A 22,002-nucleotide genomic window follows, 5' to 3' on the forward strand; every position below is an offset into this window, starting at 1 on the left:
TAACAGAGAAAATATAATTTAAGGTTCAAGGTGATAAAATTAAAGTTGATATTATCCTTTAAAAATATTTTACTCTTAATTCTTACTATTTTCGTCGGTGTATTGTGTTATGCTTATCTACTAGAACATAATTGGCGATATGTAACCCTAAGTGATGAACAAGTAAAAAAAATATAGGATTAGCGAGAAAAAAGCTATTGCCCTTTATCAGTTAATGAAAGATACTCATGAGCTACTTGGGAAGAATAATATTAATTATTGGATAGAAGGCGGCACTCTGCTTGGAGCCGTTAGACATCAAGGCATAATTCCTTTTGACGATGATTTAGATATCGGTATTATGCATGAAGACGAAATATTTCTGCAACAAATATTACCGCAATTTGAACAATTAGGATATCGTGTTCAACATCATAAAATTTATGTAATTTGCGGGGAGAGATGCTTAGATATTTTCGTATTTCATAAAGAAAATGATAAATTTGTTTATTCTAATCAGAGTATGCGTAATAAATATCCAAAGAGTTTATTTTATGATAATGAATTATATCCTTTAAAAAAATATAAATTCGGTAGTATAGAAGTATATGGTCCCTCTGAATATAAAGATTATTTGGATAGACAATATCCCGAATGGGAGAAATACGCAATAATATACAGCCCTCATAGCTTACATTTACCTTTTTTATCGAATATCGAGAAAAAAACCAAATTTATATTAACGCCGGAATTGTTAAAACCAGCTCAGCCACTCGGACCTCTAGAAGATAAAGTGAATATAGTCAATTCAGCTACATTTATTGGTATGTGCGAGGATATGGCTTATAATTAATGTCGAAATGGTCACATGATTTACATTTGACTAGATTACCTTTTTTACAAAAATTCATATCAAACAAATTGAGATAAGAAAGTAATAGCCGGTACTATCCATAAGCCCGGTTTATCAAAGCAAGAACCCGAAATAGCTTGTTTATTTTGAATCACTTGAAAACTAAACTTAGGTTTAAGTAATTCATGAAAATATTTTAAGCTTGAAGAAACGGTTGAGTCACTTACTTTTGCTTCCACTAAAATCCAAGGCTTCTCATCTTTTGTTATTACTAAATCGACTTCACGTTTTTGTTTATCACGAAGATAGTATAAACCAAAATCACCGAGTCCCGTTTCGTTCCAAAAATATACGGCTTTTAAAAGGTGAGAAGCTACAAGATTTTCAAATCTCGCTCCTATATCTTTTATTTGTGACCAGTCCCAAAGGTAATATTTAGGCTCTTTTATTAAGCTTTTTACAACATTTTTAGACCAAGGTTTGATCGCAAAACAATAATAATGCTTTTCTAGCAAAGATAGCCATCTTCTTATTGTTTGATCTGAAACTCTAACTTTATTAGCAAGGTTTGTATAGCTTATTAATGAACCGGCTTGCTCGTTTATAATACTAGCAAGCAATTCTAATGCATAAATATTATTTATATCTTCAGTATTTCTTACATCTTCTCTAAATAACTGCTCGAATCTTTGATTACTCCATATTCTATGAAATGTAGCCGTTGCTTTTAAATAGCTTTCTGCAAACCCTCCAAAATTTATTAGAGCTTCAAATTCATCTATAGTGATATTTTTGGGGCTTTTTATATAATCAATATTATTATCAAAATTTTTAGCTATTTCAGATACCGATAACGGATGCACGGTTAAATTTATATAACGCCCCATTAGGCTATCGCCGCCTTTTTTATATATATTTAATTTGGCACTACCTGTTATAATAAATTCAATATCTTCTCCGAATTTATCATAAAACCCTTTTACAAGATTTTTCCAATCTTTATATTTATGAATTTCATCTAATATTAAGCACGGTTTCTTATCGGATACGGTAGATAGTAGACTTTCAAAAAGCTCAGCATGTTTGTTTAAGATTTTATTTCTATCTTCTAGATAGTCCCAATTTAGGTAAATTGAATTGGGATTAGGCTTGATTACTTGTTTTGATATTGTAGTTTTTCCTACCTGTCTTGCTCCGCTTATAAATACAAGCTTACCATAGTTTGTTAGATATTCTTCAACTTGCTTTTTATATAACCTATCCATTATAATATCTCTATAAGTATTGCCAACATAAGACTTTTTTATGTCATTCTTGCTTTCGCGGGGCTTTGTTGTATGGATCGAAAAACCTACTCGATTTCATCCCCGCTTTTAGCTAGGAATGATATACAAGTCTGCTGGTAATGCCATAAGTTTATAAAAATATTATAAGTAAATGTCGAAATGGTCAAGACTATTCCGATATTTATAACGAAATGGTCACATAAATTACAAAACATATGCCTTATTTATTACCGGTTACCGCAACTACGATAGTTATTTTATTAGCTTTAATAATTTGGTTTTATGTGAAAACTAAAACCTTAAAAACGCAGCTACAATTCTTATCGGAGCAGAATTTAGAAATTAACAATAATAACCAATTATTGAACCAAGAAAAAATAGGATATTTACAGAAAATTGAGCAATTGAAGTGCAAAGTAGAATATCAAGAGCAAACTATTAAGGATTCAGAAAAAATAAGAGAGGAGTCATTTTCATCAGCAAAAGCTGCTTTATTTGACCTTGGGAAAGATTTATCCAAGCAATTAATAGAGATACATAAAATGGAAAACAATGCAGCAAGAGAGTTAGCCGAGAAAAATATCGCTACTGCTTCCGGAAAGTTTAATAGTGAGTTTGAGCGGTTGATTACGATGGTAGGAGCGTTAAATAAAGATATAGAACAATCGAAAGGCACGGTTGATTTGATAAAACAGTCGCTACTTTCTCCAATCGGTGCGGGGCTGCTTGCTGAAATTACGCTTGAGAATATTCTAAAATCTTCGGGCTTACGTCCTAATTTAGATTTCATTATGCAATACGGCTTAACTACGCTCGACAGTGGAAAGTTAAGACCCGACGCTCTTATTTTTCTTCCTTCCGGTAATTTAATGGTTATTGATTCTAAAGCTTCAAAGTTTCTAGTTGATGAGCAGGATAATAGCGGGAATCTTAGCAAAACTATGAATTATCATTTAAAATCTCTAGCTAATAAAGACTATGCCGAAAATATTTTAACTAATCTAAACAAAAAGGATCAGAGCTTTAACAATGTTATTACTTTAATGTTTTTACCAACTGAACAAGCGGTCGAAAAAGTCATTGCAGCCGACCCTGAATTTTTACAAAAAGCTTGGAGCTGTAATATCTTTCCCGTAGGACCTGCCGGGCTTATGAATATGCTATCATTTGCAAAATTTCAAATTACCGATCATCGTCGTTCAGAAAATTATAAGGTAATTATTGAAGAAGTAAGAAAATTACTAAGCTCTATCGGTACTATGGCTGATTATTCTCAAAAAATCGGTAATAACCTGCATAATATGGTTACTAATTACGATAAATTTGCCGCCTCGTTTAATCGTAATTTTATGTCGAGAGTTAAGAACATTCACAAACTCGGCATTGATTCAGGAAATAAAGCCATGCCAGCAGCATTAGAGCGTTATCAAATCGTTTCTTCTAAATCTGAGATTATCGAAGTAGAAGCAGAAAATCCACCACAAATAGAAGAAAAATTATAGAGGTATACTATAACCTTACCTATAATGCTCATAACGAATAATTTGTGTCGGATTCATAAATATCCTTGCATTATGCTTAGAACGCATACACTCATGTAGATACACATGCTCGCAATCTTCTTTTATAGAATCGTAAAAGCAGTTTTCAAAGAATTTTCTTTTATATATGGCAAGACTATTAAAACACGAATTTACCGGTAGTAAATCTGAATCCGGAGGATATATTTTCTGCATTAAAGCAAGGTTTTCCGTATCAAAATAACTCTTGCCGGTTTTTAGGTTATACTCATACGGTGTATAGGAAAATTCTTCATTACGAAAGGCAAAAGCATCATACATTTGTCCTTTGGAGTTAAATATTCCATTTGAGCATACAACATCCCAACGATCAATTTTGCTAAAACTGTCTAATATTCCCCTAATATCAATACCGTAACCTATATCCATATCAAGAATAATTACTATATCAAACTCATCAAATTCACTTGTATTTAAAATTTCTAGATATTTATTCCTAATATCCGCTAGGAACTTTATAGAAGGTCTTTTTTGGTTAAAAAAGTCCTGTGATATAATTTTTACTTTATGATTTATTAACTGCCACAAGTTTAGCATTAATTTTGTAGAATCGGTAGAATCATTTTCAAAAATTATTATTCTGTAATCTGAAAAAAACTGTCCTATATATTCTATATGACGCATTGCGTTTGGTAAATGAGGTACATTACTCCTTGTAATGCCGGCAAAAACAACCTTATGTTTACTCATCTCCAACTTACCGGTCTGCAGGTTTTCATCACTAATAACATCCAGTTTAGTAATTTTTTCTACAGGTAAAAATCTATAATAAAAAAAACGGATAAATGAAGAGTCGTACACATTTATTGTTCCCCAAATAATCATAAAAATTATAAGTATAACTTTATACACTCTCTGCCCCCCTAATTCTCCCGGCTTACAATATTATTATGCATATTAGCTACGTTTGTAAGGATTTGTTCCATAGTAAATTTATCGAGATAAATCTGATGAGCTTTTTTTGCCTTTTCATAAGCTTCTTCAGGATGAGACTTAATCCATTCTAAATGTTGATTTATTTGAGAGTATATTTCCTCAGGAGATTTGTTTAAAGTTTCTATATATAGTATATTATCACCAAAAGTTTCTTTTGCCCACGGCATTTCATCAACAATTACCAATGCTGAAGAACTAACAAGTTCTAAAACTCGTCCGGAAGGAAAGTTTTCCATAATATGATCTTCCGAATGCAATGCTAAACCAATACCGCTTTTTCTTATTGTATCAACAAATAACTGATCGTTATAAGGTATAAATCCTCTATAGGAATTAAGCAGTAACCAACCTGATCTAGGACCATACATGTCTACATCCTTACGTTTATCAAGTAGTTTATATAACTTTTTATATTTGAGACCAGAGCGAGTATTATCCCAATTATAACCACACATAAATAACCTCGAATAATTAATTTTAATAAACTCTGTTTTAGGTCGTGAAAACTTGAAATCAATTATAGGTATGGAAATATCTTCATAATATTGATTAATTTTTTTAAAATCCGTAACAGCAAGCAATCCATCAGATTTAATAGGTTTAGGACAATAATAGGGAACCAAAGCAATGTCTATCAAATATTTAGCATTATTTCTCAGACAAGGAAAATGTAAAATAAAATAGTGTCTAATATCCCCAACCTTACCAAAATCAGCTGCGGATATAGTAAAATCAGGATTAAATTGTCTAACTATACTATACATTCTAAAAATATCTATCGGATGCATATTAGTGCTTATTGAAATAAATAATGATTCCCACCCAAGATTATTCGCTGCTTGCTGTATCCTCATACAGGCCAAACGATCATGTCTGCATAGTATTGCAATTCTGTAAGGAACATTTGGATTTTTAGGAAGCTGTACGGTATAATTGTACTTTTCTAACTGTTTCTGTAATGAAAGGGACGAAAAATTATAATAAAGCCCCTGATATAGATCCTTGCGATATATACCATTTTTTCCTAGATCATAAATTTCTAATAACAAATATATTGGTAAAATTACTGCTAATAATATAAATGGAAAAATTAACACAAGTTTCGATTTATTTTTAATACGCATAAATACTCTAAAAAAAGAAATTAGTAATATTATAATTTTTTATACTAGATTCTGTCTACTTTTAATAGAATAATCATAATTAATCAAATATCCACAGAACCTAGACATGGTACTTCTTCTGTAGCATCAATATCAATAACTGTATCATCGTTTGTGCCTGAGGCAATTTTATTAAGCCAAGTAAGGGTAGTAGCGGTTTTCTCAGCAATATTTTTACCTGCACTACTAATTGCCTTACCAACATTTAAATCCGATATAGCAGTTGTTAAAACATCTATTAAAGTTGCAAGACTTAAGAATTTTAAATCTTTAATAGACTCAAACATTATTAAAGGTACTATCGCTACAGTCAATCTTGCCGCATCATTATAGTAAAACTTTTGAAAAAACACATCATTAGTTAATTTTTCGCCGGTGATATTTTCTATAACTTTATTGCCACAATATGTTGATACTAATAAAGAAGCAAGACGCATTAATTTAACAGAAGTAGAGGCATAAAACATTGGATCTTCATAAAATTCTAATTCTGGATTACGAAAATAAAAACAGATATAATCTAAAATCAGTGTGGCTATTGCCGAACACATAGCAGTACTCTTCCATACATGATAGGCACTAATGTCTGGTTCAATATTGTTAAAATCTATATCTTGATTGGTAAGTTTATTATATATTGCCTGAAGTTTTATTTGCGTATTCTTATCTTTTTCAGAATGTTTATATAATAACTGAAAATATGGTTTAATTTCTTCAGCTGTAAATTTCTTATTCTCAATTAAAGCCGGTACAATTTTATCATGCAAAAATTTAATTAATTTATTTTGCATAAAATTTGTAACTTTACTTTGTTCTTCTACTACTCCTGCAGCTGCAGACCATCGTAAAGCCGTATATACAATTATACGATTAATAATATCATTATTTAATAAATCGGGCTGTAACCCTAAATTAGCAGCATATCTAAAACAAATCGCAGTTGTATTTACGGCATCATTAGCAAAGCTTGGAGTGTGATCAAATAAAAATTTAATATCTTCAGCATTTTCATTGTCATTGTTATTTTCTAATGCTTGAAACATATTATTATTAATCTCTTTAGTTTGTCTATTTGATAAGACCGTACCTGGAAAAGATAATAAAATTTGTAGCATCGCAAGGCTAGTGGTCGGTAAAGCACATAACTCATACCAAGGATCCTCTTCATCAATTACATACGAACGTAAAGCAATTACACCGGCTATAAGAGCAGCATAAGTAGCTGCTATTTTACCTGAATGGTTGCTAACTAAATCTGATTTTTCAGTTAACCAAGAAGCAATTTTATGATCTTCATTATATTTATCAGTAGCTTTTTCTATTCTAGTAAGACTTTGCTCTAATGAATTAAGATAATTTGCAAAATTTAAATAAGCTTTTTTTACTATATTAAACTCAGCTTCATAAGAGGAAGATACATTTAAAGTATTTGTAAGTAATATTGCTTTAGCTATATAGCGATATAAAAAATACTCTCTCGTCAGAGGATATGCCATAGCATCGATTTCTTTGGCTGCTTTAATCAAGTTTTCAGATTGATCTAAATTATTTTTTAAAAATACTTGGGCTTTAGTAACAAGGATGCTAAACTCTAGTAAATTTATATCCCCTATATTATCTAGCATAGAATCAATGATATTCTTGTTTTCTACTCCTATTAGCTCCTGTAGCTTCATACATAAAAAATGATCTCGATTATTTATCTCTTCAAAACAATTGCTCCATTGAGAATGACCTATATTCTCATCTTGATACTTTCCGGTAGCAGCTACTTTACTTAACATTGTTTCTAAATATTGAGTATAAATAAAACTTTGATCGAGTAGCGTTAAATCTTTAAAATTTTTATCACAGAACCATATTTTCAATACCTCACCTAAATTAAAACTAGCAAGTGCTGTAGTAGTTTTCCATAATCTTACGCCTAAATTTGATATATCATTATAATATTTTATTATTACTTCTAGTTTATTACTCATAATTTCAATTAAATAAATATTAAAGTTAAAATAAAAAATATAAAAATCTCTTAATATTTATTCAAATCTTTTATATGTAATTATTTATAATTTTTAATTATTTTATTATGAGATAACATTAAAATCACACACGGGCAACGCCGATTTATGATAAGAGAGAAGAGTATTGGGGTACAAAAATTTTTAACTAAAAAATAATAGTTATGTACATAACATATCCTTTTTTATCTTCTATTTGCAACAGGATTTGATTAATGATATAAAAAATGTCAGTACCTAAATCGTCTATATTATAATGAGAATACTAGTAACAGGAGCTAACGGCTTTATTGGATCATATATTACCGCTGAATTATTAAAGAATAATTATGAAGTAATATGCTGTGTTAGAGATGTTGAATCTACCAGGAAAAAATTCCCTACTGCAGAAGTGATATATTGTGATTTTAATATAGACCTAACCCCACAAAGCTGGATAAATAGATTAAATAACATAGATATAGTTATTAATGTATCAGGTATATTAACGTCTAGTCATGCTAATAATATTGAAAATGTTCATGTCAATGGTCCAAAGGCTCTATTTAAGGCTTGCACCCTTACTAATGTAAAAAGAATTATTCATATTTCAGCTCTTGGAATAGATGAGGAAAAAAATACAGCTTATGCTTTAACTAAAAAAGCAACTGAAGCATATTTACAAACATTAGAAAATATAGATTGGGTAATTTTACAGCCATCTCTTGTTTACGCAAGCGGTTGTTACGGTGGTACCTCACTATTTAGGGCTCTTGCAACATTACCGTATTTTATTCCTTTAATAGGCGATGGTTTACAACAATTTCAACCTATTCATATTGATGATTTAACGAAAGTAATTATTCACTGTATAGAAAGGGAAGGAAAAATCCACAAATTATTAAAAATAGTTGGACCAGACATAATTACCATGAAGGATATCTTGCTTGGATTTAGAAGATGGCTTGGAGTTAATCCTGGAAGACTAATTAAAATTCCTCTAATATTCATTAAAATAGCAGCTAAATTAGGGGATTTTCTAAAAATAGGACCTATTAATTCTACTGCGTATAATATGTTACTTCAACCTAATATTGCTGATAAAAAAGATTTTATCGATTTTACTTCTATAATCCCTAGAAACTTGCAACAAGGTCTTGCAACCGAACCTTTAACCGTACAATCCATATGGCACGCTAGGCTCTATTTTTTAAAACCTATAATAAAAATTGTCTTAGGGCTATTTTGGATAATGACAGGAATTATTTCAAGCATTTTTGCTTATGATGCTAGTATGCAAATTATAATATCACTAGGATTTGACAAACAAATAGCACCTTATATATTATATGGAAGTTGCTTTACAGATATTATTCTTGGAATTCTACTAATTATCAAAAATAAAATAAGTAAGATATGTAGTTTACAAATTTTATTAATATTAGCTTATACTCTACTATTAACATATCTTAAGCCAATATTATGGCTAGATCCGCTTGGTCCGATATTTAAAAATATTCCAATAATATTACTTACTTTAGTATTAATGGCTATAGAACGAGATAAATAATGGATTATCTTTTTATAAAAACTATTCATATTATTAGCTCTACCATTTTATTTGGTACTGGAATCGGTACTGCTTTTTTTATGTGGTGGGCAAATAAAACCGGCGACTTGAATGCAAAGGCATACGCAGCTCGCACTACAGTTATAGCTGATCTTCTTTTTACTACTCCAACTGTGATAATTCAACCAGTTAGCGGCATAATATTAGTAAATATGCTTGGCTATAATTATTCTGATTTATGGCTTATCTTAACTTATATCGGATACATAATCGCCGGTAGTTGTTGGCTTCCGGTGGTATGGATTCAAATTCAACTACGAAATATGGCATTTGAAGCATTAAAACAGCGAACTCCCCTACCGGAAAAATATTATAAATTATTTAAATTATGGTTCTACCTAGGCTGGCCAGCATTTATCAGTTTGATTATTATTTTTTTCTTAATGGTATTTAAACCATTATAACATTAGTTTAGGATAAATTTTATCCTAAATTAGTGTTGTCCTATGGTCAAGCCGGTGTTGTTGCATGGCTCGTTTATGTCATTCCCGCGTGGCATTGTTGCGTAGATATCAAAACCGTCATTGCGAGGAGCGAAGCGACGTGGCAATCCAGAAAAATAATAAAAAAATTCTGATTTACGCAATTTTTTACTGGATTGCTTCGTCGAATTACTATGTAATTCTTCTCGCAATGACGGGAAAACCGAGCCATGCAACAACGCCGGTCAAGCCACGTGATGACACCGAATGCGTTTTTCGATACACGCAGGCAAGCCCGTAAGAATTACATAGAGAGGAAACAATATTTACGCCGGTATATCTTCAATAATCGGTTGTTTTTTGTTTGATTTTGTAGAAATGAGAGAGGTCATTATCGGTTCTACTAAGCCGTTAACTACCTCTTTTGTAATAGTAACGCGTTGTTTCTTTAGCTCAGCAACTTTATACATACTATCAAGCAAAAGATGTTCAAGTATTGAACGAAGTCCCCTTGCTCCCGTCTTTTTAGCTAGAGCTTTTTCGGCAATGGCTTCTAAAGCTGAATCGTCAATTACAAGCTCAGCATCATCAAGCTCGAATTGTTTCTGATATTGCTTTACTATGGCGTTTTTAGGCTTAGTTAGAATTGTAATTAAAGCTTCTTTATCTAACTCGTCTAAAGTCGTAACGATAGGTAACCTACCGATAAACTCCGGAATTAAGCCGAATTTAGTTAAATCTTCGATTTCTAGAGATTTAAGAATCTCACTATTATTTTTCTCTTTATCAATATTTACGTTAGCCGCAAAACCTATAGAACTATGATTAGTTCTTGCGGTTATAATGCTATCAATCCCCATAAAAGCACCACCGCAAATAAATAAGATATTTGAAGTATCTAACTGTACGAAATCTTGTTGCGGGTGTTTCCTACCGCCTTGAGGAGGCACGGAAGCAACTGTTCCTTCCATAATTTTAAGTAGTGCCTGCTGTACGCCTTCTCCTGACACATCTCTAGTAATGGAAGGGTTTTCCGATTTACGGGCAATTTTATCAACTTCATCAATATAAATTATGCCTTTTTGTGCTTTCGCTATATTAAACTCAGCTGCTATCAATAAACGTAGTAATATATTCTCAACATCTTCACCGACATAACCGGCTTCCGTTAAAGAAGTAGCATCTGCCATAGTAAAAGGTACGTCTAGAATTTTAGCAAGCGTTTGAGCAAGTAAAGTTTTTCCTGAGCCGGTAGGACCAATTAGTAAAATATTCGACTTATTAAGCTCAACGTCATTATTGCCGGATTGTACATATTCAAGTCTCTTATAATGGTTATAAACCGCTACTGCTAAAATCTTTTTAGCTTGGTCTTGCCCAACTACATAATCGTTTAGAATTGCACATATTTTTTGCGGCGTTGGAATTGAAGAAGTAATTTGCTTTAACTCAACTTTACTTTCTTCTTTCATAATATCCGTACATAAATCTATACATTCATCACAAATAAATACCGCAGGACCTGCTATTAGTTTTTTTACTTCATGTTGTTTTTTACTACAAAACGAACAAATCAATTCTTTTTTATCAGCTTCTACTACCATTAACTTTCTTTTTTATGTTTATTTTAATAGTTCTTATTATCGTCATTGCGAGGAAAAACTATAAGTTTTGACGAAGCAATCTCAGGAGTATTATTTTATGAGATTGCTACGCTCCTTGCAGTCGCTCGCAATGACGGTCAACAACACCCTATACAATCCTACCATACATATAATAATCTTTATGCTCATTTGCAACTATTTCGTATTTTTTAAGGATTCCCTCCCTAGCAAAACCACATCTCTCAAGAAGATTAATTGAACGAAAATTATCAGTAATTACTGTTGCCTGTACTCTTATAATACCAATATAATCAGCAAATTTTAATATATTTTTTATAGATTTTAACATCATACCTTGACCCCAAAAACTAGGATCTAGATCATAGCTTATTTCTGCTCTATGATGCTCTAGATTTATTATATTAAACCCTGCTGTACCTATCAATTTATTATCGTCTTTAAGGGCAATTCCCCAATAAAAGCTTCTATGATTTTTATATAAACTAGACCAATAACGTATTTCTTCTCTAGCTTCTTCTAAGTCTTTAGGTCTATTACTATCAGTTATATAAATAGCCATTTCTGACTTACTCATATAATTAAAATAATCTTGTGCATCATCTTCGACTAACGCACGTAAAACTATATCGTTTAAATCAAGTGCAGGAAAAGGAGCATATAAATATTCTCTATTTATCATACATAATTAATCGGGTCTTGTACATTATTCTTTTTAAAAGCATCGAGTCTTATCATGCAAGCAAGGCAATTACCACAAGATAAATCATCCTCCGTAGGGTCGTAACATGAAATTGTATTTTTATAATCTACTCCAAGCTCCAGCCCTGTTTTAATTATTTGCTCTTTTGTCATATCAATTAAAGGAGTATGAATGGTAATTCTGTTTCCTATATTGGTTGCCAAATTCGCCATTTCTTCAAAAGATTTAATATATTCAGGACGACAATCAGGGTAATTTGCCGAATCGCTTGTATGCACGCCTATAAAAATGTCTTTTGCTCCTATTACTTCTGCATACCCTAGTGCATAACTTAAAAATATCGTATTACGAGCAGGCACGTAAGTAACCGGCACATCTTCAGGTAGTTCGTTTACATCGTGATAATGCGGAACATCTATATTATTATCGGTTAAAGCAGAACCGCCGAAAGCTCGTAAATCTATACCAACAATCTTATGCTGCTTGACGTTATATTCTTTTATAAGCTCCTTAACTTTCCGAAGTTCTGCATTATTACGTTGTCCGTAATTAAAACTCATAGCATGAATTTCATACCCCATTTCTCTTGCTATTGCAAGAACCGTAGCAGAATCTGCCCCGCCGCTAACTAGAATAACTGCTTTTTTTTCTTCTTTCATTTATATATACTAATTACTTATAAAAATAATTATAATATAATTAAATAGAAATTATATAGAAATTTTTATGACTATGAAAATATTACCTAAAGAACAAGCTACTACTAAAAACAAAGACATTTTTTTAATTAAAAAAGAAAAAAACTTTAATCCAAAAGATATAAAATTAATACAACAATTATCAGGTAAGAGTACATCAACATGTCTACCGATGAAATAATGAAATTAACACGAGGTGAGTTCGTATAAATAGATTCGGCGTCATTGCGAGCGACTAAAAGGAGCGTGGCAATCTCGTCAAGTATCCTGAAATTGCTTCGTCAATTACTTCGTAATTTCCTCGTAATGACATTAAAATAGTCATAAATATTCTTGACTAAATCCTTCTGATAATCTAAATTTACGTTGTTAATTTATGGCGGGTGTAGCTCAGTTGGTTAGAGCATCAGGTTGTGGTTCTGAGGGTCGCGGGTTCGAAACCCGTCACTCGCCCCATATTTTAGTTTTATTGCCGTCATTGCGAGGAGCGAAGCGACGCGGCAATCTAGTACAAACATCCTGAGATTGCCACGCTCCTTTTAGTCGCTCGCAATGACGTTTTTCTTATGGATATCAAACTTTTATATAGACTAGCTAAATATCTAAAGTTCTATAAAAAAGACTTGATCATCGTTATGATCTCTTTACTTAGCGTATCAGCTTCATTATTACTAATCGGTAGTGTTTTTAGAAATTTAGTTGATAACGGCTTAAGCCAAGATCATATTTTATCGGTTGATAAATCTATATTATATATTTGTTTATTAATTATAATTTTAAGTATTGCTAGTTTTTTCCGTTCATATTTTATCAATAATGTTGCTGAAAAGGCAGTTAATCAAATAAGAAAAGAAGCTTATAGTAATTTAATTAATTATGAAATTGAAGAGTTTGAAGAACTAAAAATCGGCGATATAATTTCACGCCTAACAAATGATATAGATCAAATATCTACTCTCATAGTTAATTTCTTATCTTTTTTTATTCGCAATTCAGTGATGCTAATTGGCGGCGTTACTTTAATGTTTTTTGAAAGCTTTAAACTCGCTTCTATAGTAATTATTACCATTCCTATCTTATTAATTCCTTTAATTAAATTCGGCAAGCATGTTAAGGCTTTATCTAAAAAAGCCTTGGAATCTAAATCACTTTTAGCATCGGATATTGATGAAACTTTTAATAATATTAGAGCTATCTATGCTTTTAACAATCAAACAAATAAAATTACCGATTTTGATACTAAACTACAAAACTATTTAACATACTGCAAAACCCGTTTAAAAATTCGTGCTTTATTCTTTGCGATTTCAATAGCAATTATATTTCTTGCAATTACTTTAGTTGTTTGGATTGGAGCTTCGGATATAGTTAAAGGGAATTTATCTGCCGGTCAAATTATCTCGTTTATTTATTATGCTATTATTGCCGGCTTTAGTAGCGGCGGTATTTTCGAACTATTAAGCGAAATACATTTGCCTGTTACAGCCCTTGAGAGAATAATTACAATTATAGATAAGACGCCTATAGCACATAATAATTATTTAGAATTAAATAATCTAGGTCCAATCTCGATAGAATTTAAAAATGTTGATTTTACCTATCATTCAAGACCTAATTTAAGGATTATTAATAATATGTCTTTGAATATAAACGCCGATAAATTTATTGGTATTGTAGGTAAATCAGGCGGAGGTAAAAGTACCTTGATGCAGTTACTGTTGCGTTTTTACCGACAAGAAAGCGGCACTATCCTTATTAACAATCAAGATATAACTCTTTTAAATCCTACTGAAATTCGTAAATTAATTGCCTATGTTCCCCAAGAAGCTAACATTTTTTCCGGCACTATAAGGTCCAATATTATATTCGGTAATACGCAAGCAAGCGAAGACGAAATAAATGAGATAATAAAAATTACGGGAATAGAAGAATTTGCTGCTAAACTTCATGACGGTATCAATGCTAAAATCGGTGAGAGAGGAGTTAGATTATCAGGAGGACAAAAACAAAGGATAGCTATTGCTAGAGCATTATTACGTAAACCACAAATCTTACTTCTTGACGAAGCAATGAGTGCTTTAGATACGATGAGCGAACAGAAATTACTAGAATCTATAAAAGAAATAATGAAAGGGAAAATTATTATATCAATTGCCCATCGAATTAGTAGTATAGAATCAGCTGATTATATTTTAGTGATAGATAAAGGAGGAGTAGTCGCTGAAGGACCACATAATGATTTATCTAAAAACTCAGAAATCTATCGCAATATTTGTAGAGAACAGTTAACAGTATAAAGGGGCATGTCATTACTGCAAAAGTATTGCCTGCGTGGCTCGGTTTTCCGTCATTGCGAGAAGAATTACAAGGTAATTCGACGAAGCAATCTCAGGAGTTTGTTATTACTTCATGAGATTGCCGCCCTCCCTACGGTCGCTCGCAATGACGATTTGGTATCCACGCAATAATGCTGAGCTAGGAATGACAATAAAGTAGATAATTGATATATTTGTTACAATAAAAGCTCCGTAGTATAAAAAAATTTAAATATTAAATATAATTTAGCTTGAAAGCTGCCGTGGCTTTGTTATAATCGTAATTACAAAACAAAAAAGGTTTACAAAATGAAAAATTTATTAAAGATTTTATTAATTCTAGCTTTCGCAAGCCCAGTATTTGCTTCATCAATGCAAATGCCTGACCCAGCTTCAGTTACAACAACCCAAATACAAGCTATGAGTACTGACAATCAACAAGCTTGGGTTGCTAGTTTAACAGCAGATCAGTATAATATGCTAAGTCCTGATGTTCAAAAATGGGTAATGGAAAATACTACCGATGCTCAAAAACAAGCTTTAGGAATTAATCAGTAATATTTTAATTGATTTTTAAAATTGATAGGGGACTGTTAACAAAATAATTCTAATTGATAATTAAAAAGAATTTTTAGCGAAAATTAATAAGATTTTTGAAGGAATAGTTAATACTATTTCAAAAAAGTTTTATAATTTACAGCAAAAGTAAACTTAATTAGCTTTAAAATTTATTTTGTTAATAGTCCCATATGTTAGGAATAATTATTCTTAACATGTATCACTAAAAGTTTCTGCTTTCACTTCCTTTCAGTCTTCCTGTTATCGTGTCATGTATATACTCATTGATAAATAAAAATTGCTAGACGAGTATAAATATTCATTTATTCTTTCTTTAGTAAAATAATACATTGTCATTCCTGCGGAAGCAGGGCTCGGTTTTTCGTCATTGCGAACGAACATCGTTCGTGCGGCAATCCAGAAAAATTAGCAAAAAATGCTAATTTTAACATTTTTTTACTGGATTGCTTCGTCAATTACTACGTAATTTTCCTCGCAATGACGGAGTGGGATCCACGCAGCAACGCCTCGCAGGAATGACATTAGAGCCATACAACCACACTTTATTAAACTAACAATTACTTATGAAATTACTTATTACCGTAATCATCATGGAAATACTCGCTGGAGCGGAAATAGATTTATTCGTTCCAAGCTTCCCTGAAATACAAGATACATTCAACCTTTCAACTTTTATGACGGAACTACTACTCGGTGTAAATCTAACCGCTTATTGTATTACTTCGCTTATAGTCGGTAATTTAGGAGATAGGTACGGACGCAGACCGATTATTATACTCGGTTTACTGATTTTTAATCTTGGTAGTTTATTTTGTGTATTTGCAAATAATTATGAAGCTATATTATTTGGAAGATTTTTGCAAGGATGCGGGATATCATCGGTTGCAGTGCTAGTATATGTTGTTCTTGCCGATATTTATTCAGTACAAGAGCAGCAAAGATTAATGGGCATTTTAAACGGCACTATTGCCCTTTCTATGGCAATAGCACCGGTTATAGGTAGCTACGTCAATTTATTTTGGGGCTGGCGTGGTAATTTTGTTTTATTGCTTATAGTAGGTTTGATTAGTCTAATTCTTGGTATATTATTTATTCCGAAAAGAAAAGTTAATAAAAAAATACGTATTTCCTTAAAAGAATATATACCTATCTTCAAATCGCCAAAAGCTATATATTATATACTTACAATGATATTTCTTGCACAAGGATATTGGATATTTATTGGGATTGCTCCTATTTTATATATGCAAGATTTAGGTGTAACTTTAGAATATTTCGGACTTTATCAAGGAGCAATGGCGGCTCTATTCTCAATTATGAGCTTTTCAAGCGGTTATTGTTTTAAAAAATTCGGTATTAGAAATTGCTTCTATTTTGGAGTTATATTTATAATACTATTCCTACTAGGAAATAGCATATTAGTTATATATAATATTAATAATCCTTTAACTATAACAATAGTTACTTTATTATTATCTCTTGGCGTGATATATCCGATTAACATATTATGGCCATTGCTTTTAGAAGCTATTCCGGACGGTAAAGCTCGTATGACGGCTATGTTTACTGCGGCTAGATTGATTTTAACGGCATTTGGGCTGCAATTAGTAGGATTTTTATATAACGGTACTTTTACCCCTCTTGGCATTACTATATCCATTGTTACGCTATTTGGGTTAATAACATTACCTAAATTATTTAAGTACGATAAAGTCTTTGAGATTTCTGATAGAGTGTAGATAACATAACCGTCATAGCCTACTCTGTCACCCCGTGGCTTGACCACGGGGTCCAGAAATATAGCATAAAATACTAATAACTTTTTACTGGATCCCGTGGTCAAGCCACGGGATGACAATGAACAAAAATGATCAATAACAATTTTATTTTCAAGATAGCTTTCAGATATTTTAGAGCTAAGAAAAACGAAAAATTTGTTTCTATTATTTCTGCCTTTTCTTTAGTAGGCGTAATGATCGGCGTTGCAGCATTGATAGTAGTCATGTCTGTTATGAACGGTTTTCATATAGAGCTTACTAAAAATATTATCGGCTTAAACGGGGATATAGTGATAAATCGGCAAGGCGGTAGTATTGATAACTATGAAGAAATTAAAGCTAAACTCCTAAAACAAGATTATGTAAAGCATGTAACATTCATCGCTCACGGTCAAGCTTTGGCTCTTGGTAAAAGTAATAATAGCGGCGTGCTTGTTAAAGGTATGAAATTAAAGGATCTAAGTTTAAGAAATGAAATTTTTAAAAATGTAAATTTCGGTAGTTTTGATGATTTTCACGGCAAAAACGTAATAGCACTCGGAGAACAATTAGCAAGTAATTTAGGCGTAACAATTGGGGATAAGATTAGATTAATTTCACCAAATTCAGTTTCTACCGCCTTTGGCAGTATGCCAAGATCAAAAGAATTTAAAATTATCGCAATTTTCAATAGCGGTATGTATGATTATGATTTGACAACGATATTAATGCCGCTTACCGCAGCACAAAATTTCTTATCTCTCGGCGACGATATTAATTTAATCGAAATTAATAGTCTAGACCCCGATAAAGCTCTTGCATATTCATATAAAATACAATCATTATTAGGTCCAAACCTATACGTATTTAATTGGCAAACCTTAAATTCACAATTTTTAAGTGCCCTTGCTGTCGAGCGTACGGCTATGTTTACTATTCTATCTTTAATTATTACGGTTGCCGCCTTTAATATTATTTCAAGCTTATTTATGCTTGTTAAAGATAAAACTTCAGATATTGCAATTCTTAGAACTATGGGAGCAAGCACTAAACAAATAATGCTTATTTTTATCTATAACGGAATGTTTATAGGATTACTTGGCACAATACTAGGTGTAATCCTTGGTATTACTTTCTCTTATAATATTCAAACTATCAAGAATTATTTGGAGCGTATAACCGGTACTAAAATTTTCGAGGCAGCTATTTATTTTCTTTATAGTTTACCTTCAAAAGTAAGAGCTGAGGATATTATTTTAATTACCTCTTTATCTATAATATTGTGTTTTCTTGCGACAATTTATCCTTCTTATAGAGCCTCAAAATTAAATCCCGTGGATGCCCTAAGATATGAATAATACAGTCCTCATTCTAAAAAACATCTCAAAACATTACAGCCAAGGCAAAACTATTGTTAGAGTACTCGATGATCTTAATTTAACGGTTAATGATGGTGAATTAATCGCTATAATAGGTTCTTCAGGTAGCGGCAAATCGACTTTACTACATATTGCCGGCTTGCTTGATAAACCTACAAACGGTCAAGTCATCATACCAAATAGCAAGTATCAAAAATATCATCTCATTCGTCTTCATTATTTAGGTTTTATCTATCAACAACATCACTTACTTAAAGATTTTACCGCTCTTGAAAATGTTATTATGCCAAGGCTTATTAGCGGTCTGGATCAAAAAGAAGCAATAGAAGATGCAACAAAGATATTAGATGATTTAGGACTTGGGAAAAAACTCTATAATATGCCTGGAGAATTATCGGGAGGAGAACAGCAGCGAGTTGCTATAGCTCGGAGCTTAATTAATAAGCCGAAAATTATTTTAGCTGATGAACCGACAGGTAATTTAGACCCTAAAACCACAAATGAAGTATTTAATTTATTTTTAAAAGTAGCAAGAGAACAAAATACCGCAGTTATTATGGTAACACATAACCATGAGTTAGCACATAAAATGGATAAATTATATAAGCTAAAGCACGGATTATTAAATATAGCTTGATTTAAAGCTCAAAAATTTTAATAATTATATATAGATTCTGTGAAAATTTCTAAAAAGATTTAATTTTGGCTCTTTTTTGCTGCAAATTATAAGATTTTTTTGAAATATGAATAACATCCTATCAAAAATCTTATTAATTTTCGCTAAAAAATATCCCAAAATAGTCAATCAATTAGAAATTTTCACAGAACCTAATATTCTTTTAATAAAGGTTAGTAATGGCTGAGCCTATTATATTTACTCTTTTACTTGGCAATAAAGATCAGATATTAGAAAGAATAAACAATCAGGAAGCTCAAAATAAACTACCTATTATCCCGCTTCAAGTTAATAAAGAATCACATATATCCGATAAAGAACGTATTTTTTCGGAAATCTTAGAAAAATCCCGCAAAGAGGGCAAAACACCGATTTTTAACATTCAACTTAATAATAATGCAAAACCAATTTTTCGGGTACAAGATTTAATTAATTCACAAAATTTAAATATAAAAACTACTATTACTTTTGATCAATATAATTCATTAACCCAAAATCCTGAGCTAGAAGCTTATTGGAAGCAAATTATGGAAAAAGTTGATCATGTTTTTTTCACAAATGAAGCGGATCAAAATTTAGCTATAGCCGATGGTATAGTACCAAAAGATAAAACCACTACAATTACGGATATAAGTTTAGTAACATCTGTTTTTAACAATCTTGTATATGATCGTGAAATTGACCAGTTGCTCTCCAGTACGATACCTGACAAAGCAAAATTAGATAAACTAATAAAAACAGCTAAAAATCAAGGTGGTAGAGTAATTATAGAAACGTGGCCTATCTCTACGGATGAAGCAACGAATCTTATAACTGCTAAATTCGGTATTACCTCTGAAGATCAAATTTATGGATTGAAACTTGAAATTAATGAAATTTTAAAAGATCCAAATAACGCTGCTGAAAATTTTAAAAAATATGTATCACAAATATCTAGGCAATTTCAAAAAGATTTAGGTAAAGCTGAGGTAAATCCTATTGACTTTAATTTTAATACAAAGAAAGTTATGAAAGATAGAACTGAGGATATACAAAAAGAACAAACAACATCATATGAACCTCTACAAGAAAATCAACCACAACAGCAAGGTTTTTTTAGAAGAGTTTTTAACTATTTTAAAGATATAGTAACTAGTTTTAAAGAAACAATATTCGGCAAAAAAGAAGAACCTAAAACTCAAGAATCAACAACTCCAACTACGGAAGCAATGACGCAAGAACAGCAAGTAGCTGCTGCCCCTTCTATAACTCAACCGGAGCAACACATTTCTAAAAGCTCTCCGGTTATAGATTCAAGCTCGAGTCAAAAGCAGCAAGATAAGCCATTTGGTATGACGGAGCAAGACTATAAAGCGATGAGGGCTGCTAGTACTACTTTGCACCATGATAATCCAAGTAATAATATTAATATTAATGATTTTAAATATGATCTTTCACAAAAAGATCTCAATAACATAAAAAAACCTAAATATTGGTATACTGAAAATGATATTGTAAATATCTTGACAGCAGCGTTAGATGACAAAAAAGTTTCAATACAACCGGCCATAACTTTAGCAAATACAGTAGTTAAGGAAGAAATGCTTAGAGATCTTACTATAAAAGGTGAAGAGAAAGAAAGAGCCTTAGCAGAAATTCAAGAGACAAAAGCAATGTTTAAAGATGCTCCGGAAGTAGAACGAAACAACGTTTTAAAAGACCTTGAGGCTAGAGAAAAAATAATTACTCTACCGGGGATGCGGAACGTGCAAAACAGAGTAATGCACTATTAAAAGAAGCAGAATCCAAACAAAAAATTAACACGGATATTTTAAATAGAGCTACTAAAGATATACAAGAAAATGGGAAAGAATGTGCAGTGATACCGATAGAGATGGGTACCGGACATTGGTGTAACTTATTTATGACTCATAGTAAAGAAGATAATCAAACTATTATAACTTTTAATGATTCTTTCGGGCATCCTATAGGTAGTAATAATAATATATTACCTGATACAATAAATAAAGCATTTGAAAATAAAAGACCTCCGCTTGTTATTGATGAACAAATCAAGCAGCAAAATAATAATTTTGATTGTGGTCCTTATTCCGTAGAGACTATGATTAGAAAAGCTAACGGTCAGCCTATTCTTACTGAAAGTGAAGCACTAAATAAAGGACCAGAGTTAAGAGCAAAGCATGCACAGCTCGTTAGAAATAAACAGCAAGCTAGGGAAGTGACGAGTCAAGTCAAGGCGAATCCTTTACAACAATCAAGTAATAAATTTCAAAATATGATTAGTCAGAGAAAAAATGATTCATCGATAAGACGCTAGGTTCTTATGAGAAGAGATAATATATACTCGCCTCACTTTAAAAATTAGACCTATTCGAAAACTCACCTTATAGAGAAATTTGAAGGAGACACTTCAACTCGAACCGCAGC

Annotated in this window: 17 protein-coding genes, 1 tRNA gene and 2 pseudogenes; 13 read left to right on the plus strand and 7 right to left on the minus strand. The window is 31.6% G+C overall.

Annotation, left to right across the window (positions count from 1 at the left end):
- Positions 1 to 30: 30 nt before the first annotated feature.
- Positions 31 to 832 (plus strand): annotated as a pseudogene (locus tag H6P87_RS05650) (LicD family protein).
- A gap of 59 nt (positions 833 to 891) precedes the next feature.
- Here the strand turns inward: H6P87_RS05650 and H6P87_RS05655 are convergent.
- Positions 892 to 2,097, minus strand: a complete 1,206-nt coding sequence (locus H6P87_RS05655) for an ATP-binding protein (RefSeq protein ID WP_202069022.1) — start codon at positions 2,095 to 2,097, stop codon at positions 892 to 894.
- A gap of 236 nt (positions 2,098 to 2,333) precedes the next feature.
- Between H6P87_RS05655 and H6P87_RS05660 the strand changes: the two genes are divergently transcribed.
- Positions 2,334 to 3,620, plus strand: coding sequence for a DNA recombination protein RmuC (locus tag H6P87_RS05660; RefSeq protein WP_202069024.1), 1,287 nt, complete (start codon positions 2,334 to 2,336; stop codon positions 3,618 to 3,620).
- Positions 3,621 to 3,635: 15 nt separating this feature from the next.
- On the opposite strand, the gene H6P87_RS05665 is transcribed toward H6P87_RS05660, so the two are convergent.
- The 3 genes from H6P87_RS05665 to H6P87_RS05675 form a co-directional block, all read right to left on the minus strand.
- The gene (locus H6P87_RS05665; protein ID WP_246437844.1) at positions 3,636 to 4,550 is read right to left on the minus strand and encodes a hypothetical protein; all 915 of its coding nucleotides are present in this window, start codon (positions 4,548 to 4,550) and stop codon (positions 3,636 to 3,638) included.
- Positions 4,551 to 4,561: 11 nt separating this feature from the next.
- Positions 4,562 to 5,758 (minus strand): glycosyltransferase family protein, encoded by a 1,197-nt coding sequence (locus tag H6P87_RS05670; RefSeq protein WP_246437846.1) that lies wholly within the window; start codon positions 5,756 to 5,758, stop codon positions 4,562 to 4,564.
- An 83-nt stretch (positions 5,759 to 5,841) separates the two neighbouring features.
- Positions 5,842 to 7,776 carry a hypothetical protein gene (locus H6P87_RS05675; protein WP_202069025.1) on the minus strand — a complete coding sequence of 645 codons (1,935 nt, stop codon included), beginning with the start codon at positions 7,774 to 7,776 and terminating at the stop codon, positions 5,842 to 5,844.
- Between the two features lie 295 nt (positions 7,777 to 8,071).
- Between H6P87_RS05675 and H6P87_RS05680 the strand changes: the two genes are divergently transcribed.
- Complete coding sequence (locus H6P87_RS05680) at positions 8,072 to 9,364, plus strand: NAD(P)H-binding protein (RefSeq protein WP_202069027.1); 1,293 nt, start codon at positions 8,072 to 8,074, stop codon at positions 9,362 to 9,364.
- A complete protein-coding gene (locus tag H6P87_RS05685; protein WP_202069029.1) occupies positions 9,364 to 9,828 on the plus strand; it encodes a DUF2269 family protein in 465 nt (154 codons plus the stop codon). The genes H6P87_RS05680 and H6P87_RS05685 overlap by 1 nt, the downstream gene beginning before the upstream one ends.
- 344 nt (positions 9,829 to 10,172) lie before the next feature.
- Here the strand turns inward: H6P87_RS05685 and clpX are convergent, their stop codons facing one another.
- The 3 genes from clpX to queC all read right to left on the minus strand — a co-directional run bounded on the left by clpX (position 10,173) and on the right by queC (position 12,830).
- A complete protein-coding gene (clpX, locus tag H6P87_RS05690; protein ID WP_202069031.1) occupies positions 10,173 to 11,450 on the minus strand; it encodes an ATP-dependent Clp protease ATP-binding subunit ClpX in 1,278 nt (425 codons plus the stop codon).
- 148 nt (positions 11,451 to 11,598) lie between these two features.
- The gene (locus H6P87_RS05695; protein WP_202069033.1) at positions 11,599 to 12,150 is read right to left on the minus strand and encodes a GNAT family N-acetyltransferase; all 552 of its coding nucleotides are present in this window, start codon (positions 12,148 to 12,150) and stop codon (positions 11,599 to 11,601) included.
- A complete protein-coding gene (queC, locus tag H6P87_RS05700) occupies positions 12,147 to 12,830 on the minus strand; it encodes a 7-cyano-7-deazaguanine synthase QueC (protein WP_202069038.1) in 684 nt (227 codons plus the stop codon). Before queC ends, H6P87_RS05695 begins: the two co-directional genes overlap by 4 nt.
- Positions 12,831 to 12,897: 67 nt before the next feature.
- On the opposite strand from queC, the gene H6P87_RS05705 reads away from it, so the two are divergent.
- From H6P87_RS05705 to H6P87_RS05745, 9 genes and pseudogenes are all read left to right on the plus strand, one after another.
- Positions 12,898 to 13,050, plus strand: a complete 153-nt coding sequence (locus H6P87_RS05705; RefSeq protein WP_246437848.1) for a hypothetical protein — start codon at positions 12,898 to 12,900, stop codon at positions 13,048 to 13,050.
- 198 nt (positions 13,051 to 13,248) lie between these two features.
- Positions 13,249 to 13,325 (plus strand) — tRNA-His (locus H6P87_RS05710).
- Positions 13,326 to 13,435: 110 nt separating this feature from the next.
- On the plus strand, positions 13,436 to 15,166 hold the full coding sequence (locus H6P87_RS05715; protein WP_202069043.1) for an ABC transporter ATP-binding protein: 1,731 nt from the start codon (positions 13,436 to 13,438) through the stop codon (positions 15,164 to 15,166).
- Positions 15,167 to 15,493: 327 nt separating this feature from the next.
- On the plus strand, positions 15,494 to 15,742 hold the full coding sequence (locus H6P87_RS05720) for a DUF2673 domain-containing protein (protein WP_202069044.1): 249 nt from the start codon (positions 15,494 to 15,496) through the stop codon (positions 15,740 to 15,742).
- 584 nt (positions 15,743 to 16,326) lie between these two features.
- Entirely contained in the window at positions 16,327 to 17,502 is a 1,176-nt protein-coding gene (locus tag H6P87_RS05725) for a multidrug effflux MFS transporter (protein ID WP_202069045.1), read from the plus strand.
- A gap of 128 nt (positions 17,503 to 17,630) precedes the next feature.
- Positions 17,631 to 18,878 (plus strand): lipoprotein-releasing ABC transporter permease subunit, encoded by a 1,248-nt coding sequence (locus tag H6P87_RS05730; RefSeq protein WP_202069052.1) that lies wholly within the window; start codon positions 17,631 to 17,633, stop codon positions 18,876 to 18,878.
- The gene (locus tag H6P87_RS05735) at positions 18,871 to 19,536 is read left to right on the plus strand and encodes an ABC transporter ATP-binding protein (protein WP_202069059.1); all 666 of its coding nucleotides are present in this window, start codon (positions 18,871 to 18,873) and stop codon (positions 19,534 to 19,536) included. Before H6P87_RS05730 ends, H6P87_RS05735 begins: the two co-directional genes overlap by 8 nt.
- A 218-nt stretch (positions 19,537 to 19,754) precedes the next feature.
- Positions 19,755 to 20,832: pseudogene (locus H6P87_RS05740) on the plus strand (Ulp1 family isopeptidase); the annotation flags it as partial.
- A gap of 574 nt (positions 20,833 to 21,406) precedes the next feature.
- Positions 21,407 to 21,892, plus strand: a complete 486-nt coding sequence (locus tag H6P87_RS05745; protein WP_246438121.1) for a Ulp1 family isopeptidase — start codon at positions 21,407 to 21,409, stop codon at positions 21,890 to 21,892.
- Positions 21,893 to 22,002 lie beyond the last annotated feature (110 nt).

It is taken from the genome of Rickettsia tillamookensis, from assembly GCF_016743795.2.
GTDB lineage: Bacteria > Pseudomonadota > Alphaproteobacteria > Rickettsiales > Rickettsiaceae > Rickettsia > Rickettsia tillamookensis.